Source organism: Aequorivita aurantiaca, from assembly GCF_030410135.1.
Taxonomy (GTDB): domain Bacteria; phylum Bacteroidota; class Bacteroidia; order Flavobacteriales; family Flavobacteriaceae; genus Aequorivita; species Aequorivita aurantiaca.
The window spans coordinates 233,777-258,518 of the sequence record NZ_JAUGQQ010000001.1; the positions used below are offsets into that span (position 1 = coordinate 233,777).

A 24,742-nucleotide genomic window follows, 5' to 3' on the forward strand; every position below is an offset into this window, starting at 1 on the left:
AAATATTTCTGCAAATGTAGTTTACAAATTTGTTTTATTGAATAAAAACCAAAAAAGAACCCTCCGAAGCCGGAGGGTTTAAGGTTAGAATATGTAATGCAGCGGTGGCTGTAAATTATTTTTTTCTCAATTCGTCTCGAATTTGAATCAACAAATCCTTTTCCGAGGGGCCGGGATCCGGAGCCGGAGCAGCTTCTTTTTTCTTGCGAACTTTCCCGTACGCTTTTACAATTAAAAACAGAACAAAGCCGACGATTACTAAATTTATGATAGTGTTAATCCATTTTCCGTAAAGTATTGCATTTTCGGGTTTCGTAACATCACCGTCCGGTGCGACCTCGGCTTCGGATAGTACTACTTTTAGGTCGGCAAAATCTATTCCGCCGGTAAATTGGCCCACTATGGGCATCATCACATCATTGGTGAAACTGGAAACGACCCCGCCCACGGCAGCTGCGAGAAGCACAGCAACGGCAAGGTCTATCACGTTGCCGGTCATTATAAAATCCCTGAATTCCTTTAGCATATTGATTGGTTTTTGAAGTTAAGAATCACTAATTTAAGCAAAGCCATCTAATTGCGAGTAGGTTTTGGGAAAAATCTACTTTCGCAGTACGACCCGTTTTACCCTTTGCGAAACGGCAGTTATCAATTCATACGAAATAGAGTTGATTGCGGCCGAAAGTTCATCGGCTGTTGCCGAAGGCCCAAAAACAATGGCCTCATCGCCTTCTTCACAAGCAATATTTGTAACATCAACCATAATCATATCCATACAAACATTGCCCAAAATTGCAGCCTTTTCGCCATTAATTGTTACCCAACCTTTACCTTTTCCATAAGAGCGTGGAATTCCATCAGCATGGCCAATGGGAAGCGTTGCGGAACGTGTAGTATTTTCAGCAATATATCCGCGATTGTAGCCTACACTTTCACCTTTTTCAATTTTGTGGATTTGTGAAATAACGGTTTTTAGAGTGCCGACGGGTTTCAAATGTTTATTTTCCTCTTTATCGTTTCCGAAGCCGTAAAGGCCGATTCCCGTTCGAACCATGTCGAAATGTGCTTCCGGAAAATTAATAATTCCTGAAGTATTGGCACAATGAAGCAACGGTTTGTAGCCAAGTTTCAAAATAAGTTCTTCCGAAATTCTTCTAAAACCTTCAATCTGGGTGAGGGTGAATTGTTTTTCCTTTAAATCCTCGCTTGCGGCAAGATGAGAAAATGCCGATTTTACCTTTACGCTTTCGGTTTTGGAAAGCCTTTCGACAATAAAATCCACATCGTTTTCAACAAAACCCAATCGGTTCAATCCTGTGTTGAATTTTAAGTGGATGGGATAATTTTTTTGCTTTTTTTCTTCCGCGAAAGCAATGAATTCCTCGAGCATTTTGCGGGAATAAATGCTGGGTTCCAAGCATCGATTTACAGTAATCTCGAAATTAAATGGCAACGGGTGCAGCACCAAAATCGGAGTTGCTACGGAAGCATTCCGGAGCGTTTCGCCCTCATTTGCATACGCAACCGCGAAATAATCCACTCCCAAATCAATAAGCTCTCGGGCAATTACAACGGAATCGCTACCGTAGCCAAAAGCCTTAACTACAGCCAAAACTTTAGTTCCAGATTTTATTTTTGAAGTAATGTACCGGTAATTATTGGCAAGCGCATTGAGGTCAATTTCCAATACGGTTTCAGAGGCTTTTGGCATTAGGCTTGTTTTTTTGGGGAGACATCTTCGGCTTCCTTTACTTCCAGTTTTACTACTTTATCGCGAAGTTGTGCCTTGAAAAATGCGGCGCGGCTCAACGGTTCGTATTCTTCCGTTTCGCCGAGCAAAACAAGAGCCTCGCTTTTTGCCTTTCGATAACTATAATTTGCGAGGTTCCCGGTGCGGGTGCAGACTGCGTGCACTTTCGTAACGTATTCCGCTGTTGCCATCAACGCCGGCATGGGGCCAAAAGGATTTCCTTTGTAATCCATATCGAGGCCCGCCACAATTACACGAACGCCACGGTTGGCGAGATCGTTGCAGACCTTTACAATTTCATCATCAAAAAATTGGGCCTCATCAATGCCCACCACATCACAATTGTCGGCCAAAATTGGAATATTCGCAGCTGCGGGAACGGGCGTGGAACGGATTTTATTGCTGTCGTGGCTGGTTACGGAATCTTCGCCATACCGCGTATCGATTGAAGGTGTAAAAATTTCTACCTTCTGTCTTGCAAATTGGGCACGCTTCAACCTTCGGATAAGCTCTTCGGTTTTTCCTGAAAACATGGAACCGCAGATTACTTCAATCCAGCCAAATTGTTCTTTCTGATTTACGGTATTTTCAAGAAACATAGTTTAATTTTACGCGAAACATAAAGCATTTCCAAAGAATGCCAACCTGAAGATTGCGTGCCTCCATTAAATGCAATGGATTTGAACAAGAAACAAAAATAGTTGACGTTTACATAAAGGATGCGTAAATTTATAAAAACAAAATAGAAATTCGGTTTAATTTAAAAAGATATGAAGAAGAAAATCCGCGAGCAACTAACGGCGCTCGCAAAGCAATTAATTGAAGAGGAAAAAACCTTCGACACCGCAAAAATAAAGGGATTGGTGGGCGAAATTTATGAAAGCTTGACAGTTCTTGAATATCTTGAAAAACAATTGGAAGACACTTCCGAAAAACCAATTGAAGAATCCTTGGATTCAAAAAGTTTCCGTGAGGAAAACTGGTTTACCGAGCCGGAGCCCGTGCCGCAACCCGAACATAAGGACGATCTCATTGAGCCTTTGATGGAAAAAATAAAGGACATTGTAGCACAAATGCCCGAGGAAGGCGAGCAAATTGATGAATTGCTGGAGGAAATGATGCCAATTAAAGACACCACTGTAACTTCCGAAGCAGCCGAAAAACCCAGTGTAAAATATATTAAAAATGATTTGGAGGAATTCGCGTCGAATTATCAAAAAATGCCTGAATTTGAAAGGAAATCCGGCGAACTCTTTCCCAAATCAATTGAAGGTATCGAAGCAAGTAAAACAGTTACTGAATCACGGGCAAAATCATTGAATGATATTGCAAACAAAGGATTGAATATTGGGCTGAATGACCGTCTGGCTTTTATAAAACATCTTTTTGAAGGTCATGCCGAAGATTACACAAGAGTTCTTTCACAAATAAATACAATGGAAACTTTTGAGGAAGCGCAAAGTTTCATAAAAGGAAAAGTAAAACCCGATTACAACTATTGGCTCAACAAGGATGAGTATTCGGAAAGATTTATGAATATAATCGAAAAACGATTCAGTTAATTTTCAACGTATGAAAATCCAAAACACCATCTATTGGATAGCTACGGCACTTTTAAGTGCCTTATTTTTGTATTCTGCCACCACTTATTTATTCGATACCGCCGTTATTGAAGGTACATATCAAGATTATCAGTATCCCACTTATTTGGTGATCCCAATGGCAATTGCAAAAATTCTGGCAATTCTTTTCATTTTAGTGCGAAAGCCAAAATGGGTCATGGAATGGGCGTATGCCGGACTATTTTTCGATATGGCGTTGGCTTGCATGGCGCACTACCGCCTTGGTGATCCTGGAATCACACTTCCATTGTTGGGCATCGTTTTTTTACTCGTTTCCTATTTCTTCGGAAAAAAAGTGCGTCCATAAATTATGGGAAAACTCTATTTGGTGCCTACGCCCATTGGCAATTTAAAGGATATGACCTTTCGCGCCGTGGAAGTGTTGAAGGAAGTAGATTTAATTCTCGCCGAAGACACTCGAAACAGCGGAAAACTTTTGAAGCATTTCGAAATCGGCACCCAAATGCATTCCCACCACATGCACAACGAACACAAAACCGTGGAAGGAATTGTAAAACGAATCCAAAATGGTGAAAACATTGCATTGATTAGTGATGCCGGTACGCCGGCAATCAGCGATCCGGGATTTTTATTGACCCGTGCATGCGTGGATGCAGGAATTGAAGTGGATTGTCTTCCCGGCGCCACGGCTTTTGTGCCAGCACTGGTAAACAGTGGTTTCCCGAATGATAAATTTGTTTTTGAAGGATTTCTTCCTGTGAAAAAAGGTAGACAAACCCGACTCGAACTTTTAATGGAAGAAACCCGAACCATTATTTTTTATGAATCCCCGCACAAACTGCTGAAAACACTCGCACAGTTTGTAGAATTCTTTGGTGCGGATAGACAAGTTTCCATTTCGCGGGAATTGACAAAACTACACGAAGAAACCGTTCGTGGCACTGCCGAAGAAGTTTTAAAGCATTTTGAAAACAAGCCGCCGAAGGGGGAGATTGTGGTTGTCGTTGCTGGGAAGAAATAAAAAATCCTTAATTCAAATGAAACAATTTCTATCTTTTATAATAATAGCGTTTTTGTATGCTTGTAAAAAACCTGATTCCAATAATTGCACAATTAATTTTGAGGTTTCAAAAGAAACCGAAAGTTCGGAAAAACCAGAATGTTCCCCCGGCTTATTATATGGAGTTGCACGGCTAGATGGTTTTAAAGTACACCTTCAAAAAACAAACGAAAGCGATTTTGAAAAACGAAAAGCCGAAGACTTTATAAAATTCGAGAAAACAAAGAATAGTGATTCATTGGAAAAAGCAGTTCAAAAAAGATTTCCTGATATTTTCTACAAAAAAAATGAATGCTATTTATTCTTCCCAAAAAACCAAAATGAAGAGGTTATTGTAATGAATTATATTTCACCCGATGTAAAGAATTCTTCTTCATATACGTTTGTTAGCTCATACAAAAACTTCATTTTAATAAATCAGCAATTTTATGAAGGTGAGGGTTATCTAGTTATTAACACAACTAATAGAGAAGTGTATTGGTTTGCAAATGAACCAAGGTTTATAAATGAACACAGATTATATAGTCTTGGGGACAATTATGGCACCACAGATTTACAAGTATATGATTTCGAAGAAGACCGATATATGGCCATAGAAATTAATAATTTACAAGGTTTTCGGCCCAGAGAAAGTTATGCTACTTATGGATCATCCAGTATTTTTATAAAGTTCGACCATTATCCATTAGATGCGAGCTTTTATGAATTCTATATACAGGAAAATTCGCGCTAATATTTTAATATATATTTTTCCGTTGCTCCCTCTTTGCTTCTCAAGGTATTGCTCACTTCTGTAAAACATAATACAAATAGATTTCGTAATTTTACAACTCTCCCCTTACTTTTAATATTCAAAATCATCCCAAATTTTGGAATTTGGAATTTAAAAAATTGGAATTTTTACAGAACATGCGTTGGACCCTAAAACCAAAACCCGATCACGAAAAAGTGCGTTTACTTGCAAGAGCATTAAAGGTTGAACCTTCAATTGCATCACTATTAGTACAACGCGGCGTGGAAAGTTTTGAGGAAGCCGAAAAATTCTTCCGCCCAAATTTGGAAGATTTGCACGATCCATATTTAATGAAGGATATGGACAAAGCAGTTTCCCGAATTGAAAACGCAATCGCTTCCGAAGAAAATATTTTAATATACGGCGATTACGATGTGGATGGAACCACAAGCGTCGCGCTGCTTTCTTCCTATTTGAAAAGCTATTATCCAAATATTTCAACCTATATTCCCGACAGATATGACGAGGGTTACGGCGTTTCATACAAAGGAATCGATTATGCCGAGGACAACGGTTTTTCACTAATAATTGCATTGGATTGCGGCATAAAAGCCATTGAAAAAGTAGCATACGCTTCCGAAAAAAACATTGATTTTATAATTTGCGACCATCACCGTCCGGGAAAGGAAATTCCAAATGCAATTGCCGTTCTCGATCCAAAAAGGGAAGATTGCGAATATCCTTACAAAGAGCTTTGTGGATGCGGTGTTGGGTTTAAATTGATACAAGCGTTGGCTGAAAAAAGAGGACTTCAAATTGAAGATTTATTGCTGTATTTGGATTTGGTAGCAACGGCCATTGCTGCTGATATCGTACCCATAACCGGCGAAAATAGAATTCTAGCCTATTATGGTTTGAAGGTAATAAATAGCAATCCTCGTACAGGATTTCAAGCGATTTTGAAACAAGTAAAAAAGGAAACGCTAACCATTACGGATGTGGTATTTATAATCGCGCCGCGCATCAACGCCGCCGGAAGAATGAAGCACGGCAATCACGCCGTTACTTTGCTCACCGAAACTGATGCTGAAAAAGCGGAAAAGTATGCTTCCGAAATTGAAACATTCAATACCGACCGAAGGGATGCCGACAAACAAATTACGGAAGAAGCCCTTCAGCAAATAATTCAAAATAAGGAGGAAAAACGGATGACCACCGTAGTTTATCAAGAAAACTGGCACAAAGGCGTAATTGGTATCGTGGCTTCCCGCTTGACGGAAACGTATTATCGCCCAACCTTGGTTTTCACAAAAAGTGGCGAAAAGCTTGCCGCTTCCGCTCGTTCCGTGAAAGGTTTTGATGTTTACAATGCGCTGGAAAGTTGTGCCGACCACATTGAGCAATTTGGCGGACATATGTATGCCGCAGGGTTGACCATGTTCGAAAAGGATTTTGAAAACTTTAAAAATGAATTTGAACGCGTGGTTTCGGAAACTATCGATCCGCATTTGCTCACACCCGAGATTAGCATAGATACCGAAATAAATCTGGCCGATATTACCCCCAAGTTCTATCGAATATTAAAACAATTCGCGCCCTTCGGCCCGGGAAATATGACACCAACGTTTATGACGCAAAACCTAATGGACACTGGCTGGGGAAAATGTGTGGGCGAAGACAAAAAGCATCTGCGCGTTGTGGTGAAGCAAGGAAATTCCAACCTTTTTACAGGTCTTGGTTTCGGTTTGGCGGAAAAACAAGATATAGCCTGTGGTGGTAAACCATTTAAAGCTGCCTATTGTATCGATGAAAACGAATGGCAAGGAAATGTGAGTTTGCAGCTTCGTTTGAAAGATATTATGGAGTAATTTCAGTAATCAGTTTTCAGTACGCAGTGGTCAGTAAAGGGTGTTATGCTTATTGTGGAAAATTTTTCAGCTCAAATCTTTCGCCGTCGAAAACACCATATGTGTAATGGTTTATCCAATCTCCCAAATTAAAATAGGTTGAATTTTCGCCCACTTTTATTTCCATTGGCAAATGGCGGTGACCGAAAATGAAATAATCATAATGCTTGCTTTCCAATTTTCTTTTGGAATATTGTGCCAGCCATTCATTCTCCTCACCTAAAAACTGCTTGTCCTCGTCGCCAGAAATCAACTTATTTTTTACGGAAAGATGCTGGGCTATACGAACGCCAATATCCGGGTGCAACCAACGGAAAAGCCATTTTGAAAACGGGTTTGTAAACACTTTCTTCATTCTTTTATAGCCTTTATCGCCCGGACCTTTTCCATCACCGTGACCAATTAAGAAATGTTTGTTGTTGAATACAAACTCCTTTGGGTCGTGATACACGGGAATATTCAGTTCTTTATCAAAATAATCGTGCATCCACAAATCGTGGTTTCCCACAAAAAAATGGATTTGAATGCCGCTGTCACGAAGCTCGGCAAGTTTTCCCAAAACCCGAACAAATCCCTTCGGCACCACGGTTTTGTATTCAAACCAAAAATCGAAAAGGTCTCCGAGAAGAAAAATAACTTCGGCATCGTGCTTAATGCTGTCCAGCCATTTCACAAAAATTCTTTCACGCGGAAGGCTTTCGGCTGGAGTGGGCGCACCAAGATGGTTGTCGCTGGAGAAGTATATTTTTTTGTTTTGCGAAATCTGCATATTCAAAGATAGGGAAGTGATTCGGTTTAATTATCCGCCGCAAACCACTCTGCATAGCTGCTGTCCGTTTCCTGTAAACGTAGGGAATGCAACGAAATGTTCTGTGGAAGACGCGTCTTTATTTTTTCGGAAAAATCAATTACCATCATTTCACTGGTTGGCTGATAATCTACCAAAAGCACGCTGTGGCCGCGGTCACTCAATTCCTTTGCCAGTTCGAAATGCGGCGTATTTTTGTTGAAAACCGTTGCGTGGTCAAACACATCAACCACTTCTTCCTTAACTATTTTTTTAAGATCGCTAAAATCAATCACCATCCCATATTTAACATGATTGGTATCTTCAATAGGCGAACCAATTACGGTTACGAAAAGTTTGTAGCTGTGTCCGTGCACATTTCTGCATTTGCCGTCATAGCCATAAAGTGCGTGGCCGGTTTCAAAAGAAAAGATTTTGGTAATTCGTATTTGTTTCATAGCAAGAATTTCAGCTTCAAAGATACGATTTTCTTCTAGCGCGCTTCCCTGATACTTTTTGTAAAATACAAGTTAACTTTTATAACCACTTGTTACGCGAACCCATTTCCGAAGTATATTTACCCACTTTTTTATAGAACCGAAAAATGACCGAAGAACTTTTTGAACAGTTAGAATTTGTTGAAAATCCATTGTTTGAAACCATAATTGACGATTTGCTGCAGCAGCAATTCAGCATTGTGAACGATTTTTTTTCTTCGGAAGAAGTGGAGGTTTTGCGACATTCACTTATGGCAAAATACGATGCGGACCGTTTCAAAAAATCGGCAATCGGCAACCGTACGAATGAGGAAATTGACAAAAGCATTCGGGGCGATTTTATTCTTTGGATGGACGAAGCAAATGCCAATGAGGCTGAAAGGATTTTCTTCGGAAAAATTAATGAGCTCGTAAATTATTTAAACAAAACCTGCTTTTTGGGAATTCTGCACAAAGAATTTCATTACGCCGTATATCCAACGGGTACGTATTATAAGCGTCATTTAGATACTTTTCAGAATGATGACCGGCGGAAACTTTCCATTGTTTGCTATTTGAACGAAGATAATTGGCTACGCGAAAATGGAGGTGAACTTACCATTTACACTGAAAAAGAAGCATTGAACATTTTGCCCTTACCCGGAAGATTGGTAATCTTCGAAAGCCAGGTTTTGGAGCACGAAGTGAAAGTTGTAAAAGCGTCGGAAAGGTTTAGCATTACAGGCTGGTTGAAAACCCGATAGATTATTATTTATACCTGTAGGTCAAGTAACCGCTAAAGACAAATTTTGTAATCCTCGCCATATATATCAAATGCTTCAAAAAAAGAAAGATTTTTACTTATTCTTTATTTTCTTGTACGCCACAACAACAATTACCAAAATGGCCAAAATGAGAAAAAGCCCAGGGCCGCCAATAAATTCTAACCATTCCATAGTATATATTTCGGGCAAAAGTATCTAATTTTCACTTTGTGATTCAGCAGAGTTATAAAAAAATTTACTATTTTCGCAACCTAAATCAGCTTTGGGGGATTAGCTCAGCTGGCTAGAGCGCTTGCATGGCATGCAAGAGGTCATCGGTTCGACTCCGATATTCTCCACGAAAACCATCCGTTTATTACGGGTGGTTTTTTTATTTTAAAAAGGCTATTGTTCTTTCCACCACCTTTTCTAGATCACTTGGCAAGGCATTTTCCTCCCACGGATGTCGGGCCCCAAAGACATGGTCAGCGCCCTCAATAAGCGACAATTCACTATGCAAATTCCAGGAATTTAATGCCTGTGCTTCCTTTTCAGAAACCGTTTTATCTTCGCTTCCGTGCAAAATAAGCTGTGGAATTTTCAAATTCTGAACAGCCCGTTTGATTGAAAAACGTTCTTCGTTTTCTATAAAATTGGTATAAAACTGAAAGTTATGCGGAAGCATTTGTTTCGTTCTACTGTTTTGAACATACGTAACGCCTGTTTTCTTCCAAGATTCAAATTCCTCAGTCCCTTCCGCAAATCTCGGTTTAAAATCGCTAATGCTCGCCCACGTAACTACTTTATTTATTCGCGCGTCCTCTTCAGCTTTAATTAAAACGATTCCGCCGCCGCGACTGTGGCCAATCAGTGAAATTGTTGAAATCTCCTTTGGGAAATTTTCACTTCCCGTTTTAATTAAGTTTAAAATCCTATCCAAATCGTCTAGCTCCAAACTAAAATTATTTTCCGCAAAAGCATCCAAATCTGGAAAATCAATGGGATTTTCTATCGTACCGCCATTGTGCGAAAAATTAAATTTTACGAAACAAAATCCGGCATTTGCAAAAGTTTCGGCCACCAATTGCCAAGCGCCCCAATCTTTGAAGCCCTTGTACCCGTGACAAAAAATAACCAGTGGCTGCGGCGTTTCTGTCTGCTTGTGAAAAACATCATATAAAATTGGCCGCTTCCTTGAGGCAGTAAGTATTTTATTTTTTTTAATTATCATTGTATAATTTCTTTTTCGATGAAAGGAATGTTTGGATCACAGATTTCCCGAATTAATTTCTTCAGTTCGACAGTGAAATTCTCCAAAGTTTCATTTGTGATTATTTGGGATTTATTACGGTTTCCCGCCTTTTCCTTCACACCGAATTTTAAAAAACCACTGCCTAAATTTTTAAAGGAAATAATTCCCGCCTCTGCATTGAGAAGGGGTGATTTTTCATTCATCATTAATGCATAAGTCAAAACTTGAAATGACTTACTGAATTTATAATCTAAGTTTATATCTTTCCAATTTATTATTTCAACATCGGCCTGACTGACGGATCCCGTTTTGAAATCTATTATTCTCAATTGTCCATTATATTCATCCACCCTATCTACTTTTCCGTGAATTCTGACCGGGAATTCCAACTCTGGGATTGGGAGATCCATTACGAGGGGAGTTTCAATTTGAAGTATCTTAATTATATTTCCCGCGGTTACTTCAGCTATTTCCCTGTCGATAAAATTAGAGATATATCGTTTTGCAACTTCAAAAATTATTAAATTTTTCCCTTTGTTAAAAACTCCTCCCCGAAAGGTTTTTTTGAATTGACGCGTAATTTCATCGTGAATACGTTGCTTCATCGCCGAAAGGTGATGAACAGTGAGCGCAACCCCGCACAAAGGTTGATAAAAAGTTTCCAAGGCATCATGCACGATGGTTCCCAATGTGTTGTAAGCCACAGTTTCTTCCACTTCTTCCAATTCATTAAGTCTTAGAATTTTTTGAAAATAAAAGTCAATCGGGTTGCGAATGTAACTAGTGAGGGAAGAAGGCGAAAAACCTTTGGCGGCAATGTCTTGCAGCCTGTTCATTACGTCTTCAGTTTTTATAATTTGCTTTAATTGCTTCGGTTCTATTTGAACCGTTGGTGATATTATTTTTTTATCAATAGTATGATTAGGATGTTTTTCAACTTCCAATTGTCTGATAAACCTGCTTTTTTCGCCAGCATTCAGACCATCTGGTTGGTTATTATAAAGTAGCGTGATATTTTTGGCGCGATGTAAAAGTCTGTAAAAATGATAGGTGTAAATCGCATCCTTTTCAGAAAAAGTGGGGAGATTGAAATGTTGTTTTAAGTCATAGGTGATAAAGGATGCGTTGGATTTTCCGGAAGGAAATATGCCTTCATTAACCGACGTAATTATGACGTTTTCAAAATCGAGAACACGAGTTTCCAACACCCCCATAATTTGGAGCCCTTCGTAAGCATCACCTTCCATATCCAATGATGTTGTGGCGGCCAATTCGGTAAAAAGTCGTAAAACGCTTCTCACGGATTTGAGGTGCGGATATTTTTGGTTTAAGGCTTCAATCTTTTCAAATACATTTTTTAATTGGAAGAAAACTTCACTTTCAATGGATTGTGATGGATGATTTCTCTGAATTGTATCAATCAATAATAACGTGTTTTTTATTGCGATTGCGCTATCGTCATTCCAATTGTCAAACAACAATAACACAACATGATGGGAATTTATATCAGCAAATTTGAGCAGGTCTTCCAATGAAAGATGGGTGAGGTTTTGGCTGATTATAGTATTTACAATTTCACTTGCATTGGGAACTACTAAAACTCCCAACGGATGATTCAAAATTGATATTATCTCTTTGTAATAATATGTTGTAGTGCTTTGTAGATGGATATTGAAAAGCAATTCGAAAAAATTTACCGCTGGAAAATTTTTTATGGATATACCCATGGTGACATTCAGACTTTTAATGTTTTTGGGCAGTGAATATAAGATTGGCATCAATAAATTTTCATCGCCTAAAACAATAGCTGTTTTTTTAAGTTCGTCTTCAGATATGTTTTCTAGCAATTGACCCACATATTTAGCTTGACTAATGTTTTTTTGTACCTCTATCAGGTTAAAGCTTTTCGGATTTTTATAATTATTAGCAATAACAATTGGCGCATCATTTCTAAAATACTTCCATTCTTTTAGGTATTTCCTAATAAAATATGAGGCACTGTGGTTTTGATCCTCATAAAAGTATGCATCAGTATCCCATAGAACTTGGTTATTTTCATTTTTTAGTAATTCTTGGATAATGGATTGTTCCGCAGTATTTAGTGCGTTAAACCCTATAAAGACATGTTTTTGATTTCGGTTGAAATGAGCATAATTTTCAACATTAGATGCAGCGACTCTATATGCCAATCCCTGATAAGCAAGTTTTTCCTTCAATAGAAGTGATTGTAGGTTTTGAAAAAACTCAGGTAGCCCATTCCAGAATTGTAAATAATTATTTATAAGTTCCGTCTGGGAATCTTGAACACCCCATCTTTCCAATGTTTTTATACTGGTGAGATAACGGAAAAAGGCATTATCATTTATTAAATATCGATCGATCTCGTTGAAATCATTTAAAAGAGTGCCGGCCCAGGAAGAATAGCTTTCAAAATCCTCCTTTTCGTTGAAAGAGGCGGTTTTCAGATATGCGTTGTAACTCTTAAATAGTAGCTCAGTATTATCAATAATTTTCAGATTGGATAAATCTTCAACAAATTCCTCTATACTGAGAATTATGGGAGCGAAGGAAGTTTGGGTCGCATTATTTTTAAGAATGTTTCTTAGGAAACTCCCGGCTCTTTTGCTGGGGAGGATGAGGATATAATCAAAAATATTACTGTTTGATTTACTGATTGTCGAAATAACTTCTTCGAGAAAACTTTTCATATCTGCCTAAAATTAGAAAAAGCCTTCCAAATTGGAAGGCTTTTTCAAACTTATTTATGGAATTTGATCCTGCGACTAATTTCTAGGAATCAAATTGATTTCAGTTCTACGGTTAGTAGTACGTCCTTCTTTAGTAGTGTTTGGAGCAATTGGTTTAGATTCACCAAATCCTCTTGCTACTAAACGGTTAGAAGCAATTCCGTTTTCAATTAAGTAATTTACAACAGAGGCAGCTCTACCTTCTGAAAGTTTTTGGTTGTTCGCCTCACTTCCTACACTGTCAGTGTGTCCATCAATATGGAAACGTGCGTTAGAGTATTCTTTTAGAATAGCCACAACATTATCCAATACTTTCAAAGAAGCTGGTTTAAGAGTTGTTTTACCAGTGTCAAACAAGATTGTTTTAGCATAGTCATTCAACGCTTTCATAACCTCAACAGTCAATTCTGGACATCCGTTGTTTGCTACTGTACCGGCAACATCAGGACACTGATCGTCTTTATCGATAACGCCATCGCCATCTCTATCTGGCCAAGGACAACCATTGTTTTCTTTTGGACCTGCCTCATTTGGACAAGCATCATCTTTATCGGCAATTCCATCACCGTCAGCATCTGGGCAGCCATTTAGTGCAGCCAAGCCAGCAACTGTAGGACACTCATCTTGTGGATCAGGGATACCATCACCGTCAGTATCAGGACAACCATTGAATTCGGCTAAACCTGGAGTGTTTGGACACGCATCGTTTCTATCTTCGATGCCATCACCATCTGTATCAGGACAACCGTTAAATTCAGCTAAACCTGGAGTTTCTGGACATTCGTCATCTTTATCATAGATTCCATCACCGTCTGTATCCTTCCCACCAAATTGGAAAACAATACCAGCAGAATGTTGGAAATGAGTAATTCCATAAGAATCCTCAAATGCATTCTTGAAAGTAGATTGAAGATTAAGGGCTAAGTAATCGTTGAACCAAAATTTAACACCAACAAGTGCGTTTGCAGTTCCGAAGCCGATGTCATCAACCCAAGTATAACCACCACCAATACCGATAGATGGATCAAACCAGCTACCGCCTAAAGCATTTCGGAAGCTGTATTTAACTTCACCATCTACTCCGTAATAACTAAGATCGTCTGCAGGAATATCTCCTAAACGATCGATTCTGTTGATAGAACCTGCGGCAGTAAATACAAAACCACTTCCAATATATCTGCTAAGTGCAATTCTTGAAACGGAAGGAAGAATGTTCCAGTGGTCGTTGGCATTAAAATACTCATCAAAGATATCCCCTCTAGCACCAGCTGGGATACGTACTTGATCCTCGTTCAGTCCAGCTGAATAAACGTCAACAGCGTTCATACCAACCTCCACAGCCCAAGGATTGTTTTCGTCTTGCGCGTTCGCTATTCCAATTCCTAGGAATAGGACAGCAGCAACTAATAATCTGTTAAGATGTTTCATATTCGATTGTTTAATTTTTAAGTGTTAATTAAGAGCAAAAGTAAGTTGTTAAATATTATAAACAAAAGCAAATCTAATAAAATTTTCCTAAAATGGTTGCTCTTGGTACGGAAATAAAGGATTTACTAAACTATAATCTCCAGTTTTTTTCCAACTTTAATGAAAGCATTTATTGCTTTGTCTAAATGCTCTCTGGTGTGTGCTGAAGACAGTTGTACCCTGATTCTAGCTTTTCCTTTTGGTACAACTGGAAAGAAGAAGCCAATTACGTATATGCCCTCTTCCAAAAGCATGTCTGCCATTTGCTGTGAAAGCTGAGCGTCATATAACATAACGGGCACAATTGCTGAATCTCCATCGATTATATCGAATCCTGATTCTTTTATTCCCTTTTTAAAATAGGCCGTGTTTTCAGCTAATTTGTCTCGAAGTGACGTGTCTTTTGATAACATATCAAACACTTTTATAGATGCGCCAACAATTGCAGGCGCCAATGAATTCGAAAATAAATATGGCCGCGAGCGTTGGCGAAGCATATCAATAATCTCCTTTTTCCCGGTTGTATAGCCGCCCATTGCGCCACCCAAAGCTTTTCCTAATGTTCCGGTTATAATGTCTATTCTTCCCATTACATTCTTTTCTTCAAGAGTGCCGCGTCCCGTTTCGCCAATAAAGCCTGTGGCATGGCATTCATCAATCATTACCAAAGCGTCATACTTTTCGGCTAGATCACATATTTTATCCAATGGCGCTACAAGGCCGTCCATTGAAAATACGCCATCGGTAACTATTATTTTAAAGCGTGCTCCTTTATCATTTGCTGCTATAAGCTGCTTTTCCAAGTCCTCCATATTGCTGTTTTCATAACGATATCTTGCGGCCTTGCAAAGACGGACACCATCTATTATAGAGGCGTGGTTGAGTGAGTCGGAAATGATAGCATCTTCCTCACCCAATAACGGTTCAAAAACTCCACCGTTAGCATCAAAACATGCAGCATAAAGTATTGTATCCTCGGTACCGTAAAATTCCGCTATTTTGCTTTCCAGTTGTTTGTGGATGTCCTGGGTGCCACAAATAAATCGAACGGAGGACATTCCAAATCCATGGGAATCCATTGCGTCTTTGGCCGCTTGAATTACATCTTTATGTGAGGATAGCCCCAAATAATTGTTGGCACAAAAATTTATTACCTTTTGGCCAGTGCTGATAGTGATTTCGGCATCCTGTGGCGATGTAATAATTCGTTCTCTTTTGTAAAGGCCATTTTCTTTTATCTCTTGAAGTTCGGCCTGTAAATGATCTTTAATTTTTCCGTACATTTTTCCCTATTTTTTAGAGTATCAAAATTAAACTTTATTTATTAGTATTTCCTCCTGATGGCAATAGATTAGCAATGTTTCTTCGACGTTAAATCCCATTTCGCTCAAGGCATTTGCATATTCTAATAACTGATCGCGATGGAATATGTTTACATTTCCGGTTTTATAATCAACTATCACCGCATTATTTCTTTCATCAATATTTATTCTGTCAGGCCTTAAAACCAAACCGGTTTTTGTAATAATATTTCTTTCGTTATAAATTTTGGCGCTACCATTAAAGAGTTCTTTTAAATCTGGATGATTCAAGATTTGATGAATTGTTTTCTGCAGCTTTTCAAATTCTTTAGGTGATATGATTGAACGTAAGCTGAGTTCGGATAAAACGCGCTCTGCATCTGAACGAACATTTATTTTCGCCATAATTTCATGCAACAAATTACCTGCTGAAATGGCTGCATCTTGGGCTTCAAAACTTCTTTCCGACGAAACAATTTTTACACCATGGGCCATAGGGCTGCTGGCTAAATATTGTGGCTCTATTTGAGGAGCCAATTGTTTTAGCGGCGTTATTTTTGGCAAATCTACGCCGAACTCATAAATCATTTGTTGGGAATTCCACATGCCGCGCTGTTTCAAAAATTCCATAAAAAGATGGTTATAACAAGTAGGTCTGTCCTCTTTCAAATCGGAAGGCATTTCCGCAAAAACATAGAGTTTTTCTACGGCCCGCGTTAAGGTAACGTACAATAAATTTATGTTATCTAGCTCCAACCTGCTTGTATGTTCCCTGTGTAAATAATGACCGACTTCTCCGTAATCCGCAATTTCAGACTTAAAATTGATATACGCTTCATTGAAGTAATATTGCTCATTCTCCAAAGGATACCAGAGCTTGTCGAATTTGGCATCATACAACTGAATGTCCGCGAAAGGAAAAATAACCACCGGAAATTCAAGCCCCTTAGCCTTGTGAATTGTCATAATTTGGACTGCATTTGTACCCTCGCTTGCGGGAATTGAAGTACTTTCTTTTTTAGTTTCCCAATAGTCCAAAAATGCATTTTTTTCCGCTTGCGGTTGTTGTCCAAATTCAAAAACAAGGTCCATAAATCCGAAAAGATAGGCATCGGCGGCTTCCGCTAATTTAAATTTTTCAATACAGTATTCAAATGCTTCATAGATAGAGAGGGCGCGCATTTCTGAAAATTTGAAAAACACGTTGTGTTCTTCAAGATTTTCACTGAACTTCTCTTCAGAAATATTTAGAAACTTGTTGAAAAAGGAATGTTTCTCCTCTGAAATTTTTAAATGGTCATGGAGAAGATCCAGCAGTTGAATTTTGGCTTCCTCATTTCTTGCATACAAACTGACCTGTAACGAGAAAATTAGCATTTGCACCAATTTTGAAGATTTTAAAAGAAGGGTTTCCGAGGAAATTATGGGAACACCATGTTCCATTAAAAAGGCGCTAAGGGCAATACCATCTGCTTTCCGACGGGTTAAAATGCAAATATCACTTTCTGAAAATCCATTATTTTTTGCATTAATGATCGTATTTAAAACCAAGTGGGAATAAGCCACTTCCTTGTCGGACTTTATTTGTTTTTCAATAAACTCAAATTTCACGTAACCATTCATTTGTTGGTTACACTCTTGTTTATTCCCTTCTTCATACAGTTTGCCGTGCCCTTCATTAGCGAAATAGGAAGCGACAAAAGTGAAAAAGGCATTGTTGAAGTTGACAATTTCGGCACAACTTCTAAAATTTGTTCCCAATGAAAGAACTTCCTTTTCGCGCTGAAAAGGATTTACATTTCCATATAAACCCATAAACTGTTCCGGCAACCCGCCTCGCCAGCGATAGATTGATTGTTTGGCATCGCCCACCAACAAGAGGCTAGCAGCGGTTGGTTCTAATTGTTGGGAAACTGCATTGTCAATTAGCGGAATTAGGTTCTCCCATTGCAATTTTGAGGTATCCTGAAATTCGTCAATAAAAAAGTGGCGGTATTTTTCACCCAATCGCTCATATATAAAAGGAGCGGGTTGGTTCTTAATTTCTTTATTTATCAATGAGTTGAATTCCGAAATAGGCAATACATTTTTTTCCTTCTTTATTGTTTCAATTTCCTGATAAACTAAATTAATTACAGAAAGAGGGGTTATATTCTTGAGAATATTTTCAATCAGAAAGAATTGAAAGACTAAGTTTTTACTTTGCGTAAAATTCGCAATAAAATCTGGAGTCAAGCTTTCGATAATATTACCAACATCCACTGAAACTCTTTTTGGATACAGCGGTTTCTCGCCCATTGTTTCCTGCCATTTGGTTGCGAAGTTTATGTTATACTTTCCACAGGATAGATTTTTAAAATGAGTGGGTAAAAAGCCCCCACTAAAATCATCATTCTGCAACCCGCTTTCTTCAATTAGTCGAAGTGTTCGTTGGGCAATTTTTTCAATTTGTTCAGTAAGATATTTTCTTTGATGGAGAAGCTGCTTTTTGAAATCCAAAAAATCCTGCAACGATTTTTGTTTTAGAAAGGAAACTTGTGAAGCATTATTTTCCTCATAAAGTAATCTGGCGGCATTTGCAATATCCCGAGATATGTCCCAAGATTTGTCATCATCGGTTTTTTCCAATGCAAAATCCAGTAGCACTTTTGTAATATCATCTTTTTCACCTGCCTTGCTCAATAATGAATCCACTGCCTGGGCCAACAGTTCGTTAGTTTCAAGAATTACTTCGAAATTGGACGCCAATTTTAAATCGCGGGCAAAGGTGCGTATCAATCTGTGGTTAAATTTATCTATGGTTTCCACACTAAAAGCGCCATAATTGTGCAACAGGTTTTTTAATATTTGGCGGGAACGGATTTGAATTTCCTCAGTAGTCATTGAATTTTCCTGAGAAATTTTCAACATCATTGGCGAAGGTGCCAATATGCTGTTTGGGGCACTGAAAGATACCAAAGTTTCAACAATTCTATGCTTCATTTCGGCCACCGCCTTGTTTGTAAACGTGATGGCCAAAAGATGTTTAAAATAATCGTTGCTTTTTGCCGCCAAAATAAGTTTTAAAAATTCCTTTACAATTGTAAAAGTCTTTCCGCTACCCGCCGCGGCATTATAAATTGTTATGGACAAAATATTGGGATTAAATATCTCTTCGGATTAAAAATACAGTTTTTATGGTTTATAAATCAAATTAATCTATTGGCGAATAGAAATCTTATAAAAGCTATAACATTCTAAAGAATTAAGAATGTTTAAATTTGAGAGAATTTAATAATAACCAATAAAACAAAATATTATGTCTTTCGAACTACCGAAACTACCGTACGCATTTGACGCTTTGGAGCCTCATATAGATGCCAAAACAATGGAAATTCACCACGACAAACATCACCAAGGTTATACCGATAAATTAAATGATGCCATACAAGGTACAGAAATGGAAGGAAAAACCATTGAAAATATTTTGACCAATTTGGATATGGAAAATAAAGCTGTCCGCAATAATGGTGGCGGCTATTACAACCATAACCTTTTTTGGCAAGTTATGTCGCCCAATGGCGGAGGAAAACCTTCGGGAGATTTGGCCAAAGCAATTGAAAGTGCCTTTGGCAGTTTTGATGCTTTCAAGGAAAAATTTTCGGAGGCCGCAAAAACGCAATTCGGTTCAGGTTGGGCTTGGCTTTGCGTTCAAGACGAAGGAAAAGTAGAGATTTGCTCTACGCCTAATCAGGACAATCCCTTGATGCCGAATGTAGGTTGTGAAGGCACTCCAATTTTAGGGTTGGATGTTTGGGAACATGCGTATTACTTAAAATATCAAAACAAACGTCCAGATTATGTTGGCGCGTTTTGGAATGTAATCAATTGGGAAGAAGTATCCGCAAGATACGCTGCGAATAAATAAATTTTTCAAGATTAAAATTTTTAAATCCGCTGCCGAGAAATCGGTGGCGGATTTTATTTTATGGCTACGAAATAAATAAAATAGAAATTAAGTGTGATCCTTTCGTAAAATTTTCTCTTTAATAGTTAAGTGCAAGTTTAATTTGGGCGCTAAAATTGAACTAGGATTAAATAGTCAATTTATACCAATAAAAAAAGGCAAACAAATGTTTGCCTTTTTTTGCCCCAAATCTACCATGAACTTAACCTACTTATGCTAATGGTATGTTCAAATATATGGCAATAAAAGGTTCAAAATTATGCTTTTAGATGAATAACCTATATTTTCGTTAAAAGACCTATTTTGCAATTATTCTCCATATAAGAGATATGTATACATTTAATTTTAACACTTTTAAGCAAAGAGAAAACAGTTTAATACAAGGTTATGAGTACAACCAACACCTTATATAACCTCTCAAAAATTGAATGATTGCAGAAGAAAAAGCCCCGGGTATTGAGAAAGCCAAAACGATCACGAGAGCATTTTAGCATTAGTTTGCTTATCAAGACCCCCCTGTTCAAATCTTTGGCATGAAAAAAGGCAGGCTTTCGCCTACCTTTTTTGCCCCAAATCTTACCATAGACCTAACCTACTTACGCCTTATGGTAAGCTCAAATATAAATTAAGTTTTCTTCACTAATATAGTGTCAATCAACAATTTCGTTTAAGTGAATTGGGTTTCCGATAAACGGCATGGGCCTTGTTAAAATTTGAAGAAATTAATAGGCTCTTTCTGGATTACCCTCGTAAAAATTAATATAAGCACGATTCACAACCCTATTACCGCCTGCAGTAGGATAGTTTCCAGTAAAGTACCAATCACCTAGATTCTTCGGACACGCCTTATGAAGATCATCTACTGACTGAAAAATAAGCTTCACAGCAGCTCTAATATTCTCATTGCTAATTATTTCAGCAATTTTATCAGAAATTTCTTCATCTGTAAAAGGTGCATATAACTTTTTAACGTGATTGATAACATTGACGTCTTCCATAGCAATCTGCTCCCTGCACTTTTGATAGATTTCCTCAACTATGGAAGAAGTTCCTCTATCCTTGTGAAGTTCAAGCGCTGCCTGAAATGCAACTAAATCCTCCAGACGCGCCATGTCAATTCCGTAACAATCAGGATAGCGTATTTGTGGAGCAGAAGATACTACCACGATTTTCTTAGGATTTAACCGGTCCAACATCTTTAAAATACTTTTTCTTAAAGTAGTTCCCCGTACAATGCTGTCATCAATTATAACTAAATTATCCGTTGGTTTTACCACGCCGTAGGTAACATCATAAACGTGTGCCACAAGATCATCCCGACTGCTGTCGTCAGTAATAAACGTTCTGAGCTTTACGTCCTTTATAGCTATTTTCTCCGTTCGTATTTTATGGGCTTGGATTTGCTGAAGTCTTTCTGCAGTCAGGCTATCCCTTTCATTTAAAATGGCTTCATTTTTTTGTTTATTCAGTTCATCTTGGGCCGCTTCGAGCATTCCATAAAAGGACGTTTCCGCGGTATTGGGTATAAAGGAAAAAACAGAATTTTCAGTGTCAAAATTTATGGCCTCCAAAATCTTAGGCATTATAAGTTTACCCAACATTTTTCGCTCTTGATAGATTTCCGCATCGCTTCCACGGGAAAAATAGATACGTTCAAAAGAACAGGATCTACGTTCCAGTGGGGCAAGAATTTCAGAAATTTTCATACTTCCATCCTTCTTTATTATAATTGCATTCCCAGGATCTAACTCCTTAACTTCTTCAAAGGAAACATTAAAGACCGTTTGGATAGCGGGCCGTTCCGAAGCAACTACAATAACTTCTTCATCTTGGTAATAATAAGCTGGCCTAATTCCCGCCGGATCGCGAAGTACAAAAGCATCGCCATGACCCAGGAGTCCGGCCATGGCATACCCGCCATCCCAGTTCGATGCAGATTTTCGAAGAATTTTTGCAACCTTAAGGTTTTCGGCAATATAAGGTGACGCTTCCTGTTTGTTCATTCCCTTTGCCTTGGCTTTTTTATAGAGCTTGCTTACCGCATCATCTAAAAAATGCCCGATTCGTTCCATAACCGTAACTGTATCGGCCTTTTCCTTTGGGTGCATGCCGAGCTTGATTAGGTTATCGAATAGCTCATTGGTGTTGGTCATATTGAAATTACCGGCAATGATAAGGTTCCGGTGCATCCAATTGTTCTGTCGAAGAAAAGGGTGCACATTTTCAACACTGTTTATTCCGAAGGTGCCATAGCGCACGTGGCCGAGGAAAACTTCGCCAATATAGGGGATGTGCTTTTTTTGGGCCGCAACATCATCCTTCAATTCCGGATGGTTTTGAAATTCAAGATTGATGCGTTGGTTAATTTGAGAAAAAATATCCTGAATGGGCTGCGCAGCATTCGAACGAACGCGGCTTATGTAGCGCTCTCCCGGATTAACGTCTAACTTAATACTTGCGAAACCAGCACCGTCCTGACCCCGGTTGTGCTGCTTTTCCATCATTAAATACATCTTATTTACTCCGTAAAAGGCAGTGCCATATTTTTCCTTATAGTATTCCAAAGGTTTCAACAGCCTTACCATTGCTATTCCACATTCATGTTTTAATGCGTCACTCATAATTTTCTGAAACTATATAAATGTTCAAAAAACGCCCTGAAAATTAAGGGCGCGTATTTAGGTTAATTTGATATCAAACTGTGTCAGACTCTTAAATTGCTGGATTCGTTGATGCACCTCTTTGTTTGTAAGATTCAACAATCGCTCCGGCCCAAATTTTTCTACGCAAAATGAAGCTAAGGCAGACCCGTTTATTACCGCATTCTTCATATTACTATAGCTGTAATCGCCTGTTTTCGCCAAATAGCCAGTAAATCCACCGGCAAATGTATCGCCTGCGCCCGTTGGGTCAAAAACTTCGCGCAGCGGCATGGCGGGCGCAAAGAAAACGTCGTCGTCACCAAATAATAGAGCGCCGTGTTCCCCCTTTTTTATCACCACATATTTTGGTCCCATCTCCATTATTTTTTGGGCTGCTTTTACCAATGAGTATTCTCCGGAAAGTTGTCTTGCCTCCTCATCGTTGATTGTAATAACATCTACTTTGGAAATAACTTTCATTAATTCATTCAAAGCGCTGTTCATCCAGAAATTCATAGTATCCAAAACAATAAGTTTGGGGGAATGCATCTGTTCAATCACGCCCAATTGGACGAGCGGATGTAAGTTTCCTAACATAACTACTTCGGCATCGCGATAATTTTCGGGAACTTTTGGGTTGAAATCTGCAAGCACGTTCAAATCTGTTATCAAAGTGTCGCGCGTATTCATATCGTTGTGATATTTTCCGCTCCAAAAAAAGGTTTTTCCGTTTTCAACAATTTCGAGGCCTGAAATATCCATTCCTTTCGATTCGAGCATTATAAGATCTTCCTTCGGAAAATCACCGCCCACAATTGAAACTATTGCGCCATCAACCCTGAATTGTGAGGCAGCCAGGCCAATAAAGGTTGCGGCACCGCCTAAAATTTTATCGGTTTTCCCAAAAGGGGTTTCAATGGCGTCAAAGGCAACGGTGCCAACAATTACGAGTTTGCTCATAAAGGGTTTTTGAAATGAGGTGCAAATTTAATCAAATTAATGGGAATAAATTACTTTTAACAACTCGCAATAATGAAGAAAATTGGGATTATTTCCTGCCAAAATCCGCCGGAATTTCACCCCACGCTTTCGTTTCCCATTTCACTATTTTTGTTTCGTATTTATTGGTTTTTAGCCAATTTTCGGCGCGTGCAACCAAATCGAAAAGTGCTCTATTTTTGGCAGATAACTTTAGTTTTGTATTACATTTTTTCTTTTTTACCCAACCCATCGCAATCCGCGAATCGCTGTAAATAATACGGTCGCTGTTGTTTTTCTTTAAAAAAGCCAAGCCGTGCACAAGCGCCAAAAACTCGCCAATATTATTTGTTCCCTGTTGAAATGGACCTTGGTGAAAAAGTTGTTTGTGCGTTTGTGTATCCACCCCACGATATTCCATTATTCCGGGATTGCCACTCGAGGCCGCATCAACAGCGATTGAATACAGATTTGGTTCGCCCAATTTTTGGAGCTGTACTTTGGACAGTGCTTTTTTTACCGTCTTCCCTTTATAATCTGCATACTCCTTATTATATGCCTTTTTTGCTTCCTCAAAAGTTTCAAAACTTTTGTATTGTGATCCTTTCACGCCATCAATGGAACGTTTGCATTCCTTCCAACTATCAAAAATTCCAGCGGGATTTCCGAACCAAACCACGTAAAATTTCTGCTTTTTAGCCATTGCGAAGTACTTCTTCAATTATTTTCGGAAACCATTCGTATTCCAATTTGTGTACTTTTTCGGCAATTGTTGCCGCGGTTTCATTTTCGGAAAGACTTATTTTTTTCTGTGAAATAATCGCGCCTTCGTCATAATTTTCATTCACATAATGAATTGTAATGCCGGTTTCAATTTCCTTATTTTTATGAATTGCTTCGTGCACAAAATTGCCATACATACCTTTTCCGCCGTATTTAGGGAGCAACGCTGGATGAATATTTATCACCCTATTCGGAAATTCCCTTAAAATAATATCGGGAAATTTCCACAGAAAACCCGCCAAGACAATAAGGTGGGGTTTATAATTCGTCAAAGTTTTCAATACTCCATTTTCCGAGAACAATTCATCTTTCGAAAAATATACAGAATCAATTTCAAGGTTTTTTGCGCGCTCCAAAACCTTGGCTTCCTGTTTGTTTGAAAGCACGAGGACAACCTCGGCAAATGTAGATTTTTTGAAATATTTTATAATATTCTCAGTATTGGTTCCGCTGCCCGATGCGAAAATTGCAATCCGTTTCTTCATTGGGTTCTTTAAAATTTTTCTGGAGTATTTATTAATTCTTAAATAAAAAACAAAAGTAAGGCAATACGGTTTTACTTAGCC

Annotated in this window: 21 protein-coding genes and 1 tRNA gene; 8 read left to right on the plus strand and 14 right to left on the minus strand. The window is 38.5% G+C overall.

The features are described 5' to 3' along the window. Positions 1-115: 115 nt before the first annotated feature. The 3 genes from mscL to QRD02_RS01145 form a co-directional block, all read right to left on the minus strand. Complete coding sequence (gene mscL, locus QRD02_RS01135; RefSeq protein ID WP_290253057.1) at positions 116-526, minus strand: large conductance mechanosensitive channel protein MscL; 411 nt, start codon at positions 524-526, stop codon at positions 116-118. Between the two features lie 75 nt (positions 527-601). Beyond that, a complete protein-coding gene (gene alr / locus QRD02_RS01140) occupies positions 602-1,711 on the minus strand; it encodes an alanine racemase (RefSeq protein ID WP_290253058.1) in 1,110 nt (369 codons plus the stop codon). Beyond that, positions 1,711-2,349, minus strand: a complete 639-nt coding sequence (locus tag QRD02_RS01145; protein WP_290253059.1) for a thymidine kinase — start codon at positions 2,347-2,349, stop codon at positions 1,711-1,713. The genes alr and QRD02_RS01145 overlap by 1 nt, the downstream gene beginning before the upstream one ends. A 171-nt stretch (positions 2,350-2,520) precedes the next feature. Here QRD02_RS01145 and QRD02_RS01150 point away from each other — a divergent pair, with 171 nt between their 5' ends. From QRD02_RS01150 to recJ, 5 genes are all read left to right on the plus strand, one after another. Next, positions 2,521-3,312, plus strand: coding sequence for a DUF8457 domain-containing protein (locus tag QRD02_RS01150; protein WP_290253060.1), 792 nt, complete (start codon positions 2,521-2,523; stop codon positions 3,310-3,312). 10 nt (positions 3,313-3,322) lie between these two features. Next, positions 3,323-3,679 carry a DoxX family protein gene (locus QRD02_RS01155; protein ID WP_290253061.1) on the plus strand — a complete coding sequence of 119 codons (357 nt, stop codon included), beginning with the start codon at positions 3,323-3,325 and terminating at the stop codon, positions 3,677-3,679. A 3-nt stretch (positions 3,680-3,682) separates the two neighbouring features. After that, positions 3,683-4,354, plus strand: a complete 672-nt coding sequence (gene rsmI, locus QRD02_RS01160; RefSeq protein ID WP_290253062.1) for a 16S rRNA (cytidine(1402)-2'-O)-methyltransferase — start codon at positions 3,683-3,685, stop codon at positions 4,352-4,354. Positions 4,355-4,370: 16 nt separating this feature from the next. Beyond that, positions 4,371-5,126: a hypothetical protein gene (locus tag QRD02_RS01165; protein WP_290253063.1), complete on the plus strand. Its 756-nt coding sequence runs from the start codon at positions 4,371-4,373 to the stop codon at positions 5,124-5,126. Between the two features lie 176 nt (positions 5,127-5,302). Further along, the gene (gene recJ, locus QRD02_RS01170; protein WP_290253479.1) at positions 5,303-6,994 is read left to right on the plus strand and encodes a single-stranded-DNA-specific exonuclease RecJ; all 1,692 of its coding nucleotides are present in this window, start codon (positions 5,303-5,305) and stop codon (positions 6,992-6,994) included. A 49-nt stretch (positions 6,995-7,043) separates the two neighbouring features. Here the strand turns inward: recJ and QRD02_RS01175 are convergent, their stop codons facing one another. After that, positions 7,044-7,802, minus strand: a complete 759-nt coding sequence (locus tag QRD02_RS01175; RefSeq protein ID WP_290253064.1) for a UDP-2,3-diacylglucosamine diphosphatase — start codon at positions 7,800-7,802, stop codon at positions 7,044-7,046. Between the two features lie 26 nt (positions 7,803-7,828). Next, positions 7,829-8,278: a 6-pyruvoyl trahydropterin synthase family protein gene (locus QRD02_RS01180; RefSeq protein ID WP_290253065.1), complete on the minus strand. Its 450-nt coding sequence runs from the start codon at positions 8,276-8,278 to the stop codon at positions 7,829-7,831. Positions 8,279-8,424: 146 nt separating this feature from the next. On the opposite strand from QRD02_RS01180, the gene QRD02_RS01185 reads away from it, so the two are divergent. Together QRD02_RS01185 and QRD02_RS01190 are read left to right on the plus strand one after the other, a co-directional pair. Continuing rightward, the gene (locus QRD02_RS01185; protein ID WP_290253066.1) at positions 8,425-9,060 is read left to right on the plus strand and encodes a 2OG-Fe(II) oxygenase; all 636 of its coding nucleotides are present in this window, start codon (positions 8,425-8,427) and stop codon (positions 9,058-9,060) included. A gap of 285 nt (positions 9,061-9,345) precedes the next feature. After that, positions 9,346-9,419: transfer RNA gene (locus QRD02_RS01190), tRNA-Ala, on the plus strand. A gap of 32 nt (positions 9,420-9,451) precedes the next feature. Here the strand turns inward: QRD02_RS01190 and QRD02_RS01195 are convergent. The 5 genes from QRD02_RS01195 to QRD02_RS01215 form a co-directional block, all read right to left on the minus strand. Next, complete coding sequence (locus QRD02_RS01195; RefSeq protein WP_290253067.1) at positions 9,452-10,291, minus strand: alpha/beta hydrolase family protein; 840 nt, start codon at positions 10,289-10,291, stop codon at positions 9,452-9,454. After that, on the minus strand, positions 10,288-13,020 hold the full coding sequence (locus QRD02_RS01200; RefSeq protein WP_290253068.1) for a PD-(D/E)XK nuclease family protein: 2,733 nt from the start codon (positions 13,018-13,020) through the stop codon (positions 10,288-10,290). The genes QRD02_RS01195 and QRD02_RS01200 overlap by 4 nt, the downstream gene beginning before the upstream one ends. Before the next feature lie 75 nt (positions 13,021-13,095). Then, entirely contained in the window at positions 13,096-14,487 is a 1,392-nt protein-coding gene (locus tag QRD02_RS01205; protein ID WP_290253069.1) for an OmpA family protein, read from the minus strand. A gap of 125 nt (positions 14,488-14,612) precedes the next feature. Next, positions 14,613-15,809 (minus strand): glycine C-acetyltransferase, encoded by a 1,197-nt coding sequence (kbl, locus tag QRD02_RS01210; protein WP_290253070.1) that lies wholly within the window; start codon positions 15,807-15,809, stop codon positions 14,613-14,615. A gap of 27 nt (positions 15,810-15,836) precedes the next feature. After that, on the minus strand, positions 15,837-18,959 hold the full coding sequence (locus QRD02_RS01215) for a UvrD-helicase domain-containing protein (RefSeq protein ID WP_290253071.1): 3,123 nt from the start codon (positions 18,957-18,959) through the stop codon (positions 15,837-15,839). Positions 18,960-19,125: 166 nt separating this feature from the next. Here QRD02_RS01215 and QRD02_RS01220 point away from each other — a divergent pair, with 166 nt between their 5' ends. Further along, the gene (locus tag QRD02_RS01220) at positions 19,126-19,734 is read left to right on the plus strand and encodes a superoxide dismutase (protein ID WP_290253072.1); all 609 of its coding nucleotides are present in this window, start codon (positions 19,126-19,128) and stop codon (positions 19,732-19,734) included. Between the two features lie 761 nt (positions 19,735-20,495). Here QRD02_RS01220 and QRD02_RS01225 read toward each other — a convergent pair. From QRD02_RS01225 to purN, 4 genes are all read right to left on the minus strand, one after another. Beyond that, complete coding sequence (locus tag QRD02_RS01225) at positions 20,496-22,394, minus strand: amidophosphoribosyltransferase (protein WP_290253073.1); 1,899 nt, start codon at positions 22,392-22,394, stop codon at positions 20,496-20,498. Positions 22,395-22,451: 57 nt separating this feature from the next. Continuing rightward, a complete protein-coding gene (locus tag QRD02_RS01230; protein ID WP_290253074.1) occupies positions 22,452-23,375 on the minus strand; it encodes a PfkB family carbohydrate kinase in 924 nt (307 codons plus the stop codon). 88 nt (positions 23,376-23,463) lie between these two features. After that, positions 23,464-24,096 (minus strand): ribonuclease H1 domain-containing protein, encoded by a 633-nt coding sequence (locus QRD02_RS01235; RefSeq protein WP_290253480.1) that lies wholly within the window; start codon positions 24,094-24,096, stop codon positions 23,464-23,466. Next, on the minus strand, positions 24,089-24,661 hold the full coding sequence (gene purN / locus QRD02_RS01240) for a phosphoribosylglycinamide formyltransferase (protein WP_290253075.1): 573 nt from the start codon (positions 24,659-24,661) through the stop codon (positions 24,089-24,091). Before purN ends, QRD02_RS01235 begins: the two co-directional genes overlap by 8 nt. Between the last annotated feature and the right edge of the window lie 81 nt (positions 24,662-24,742).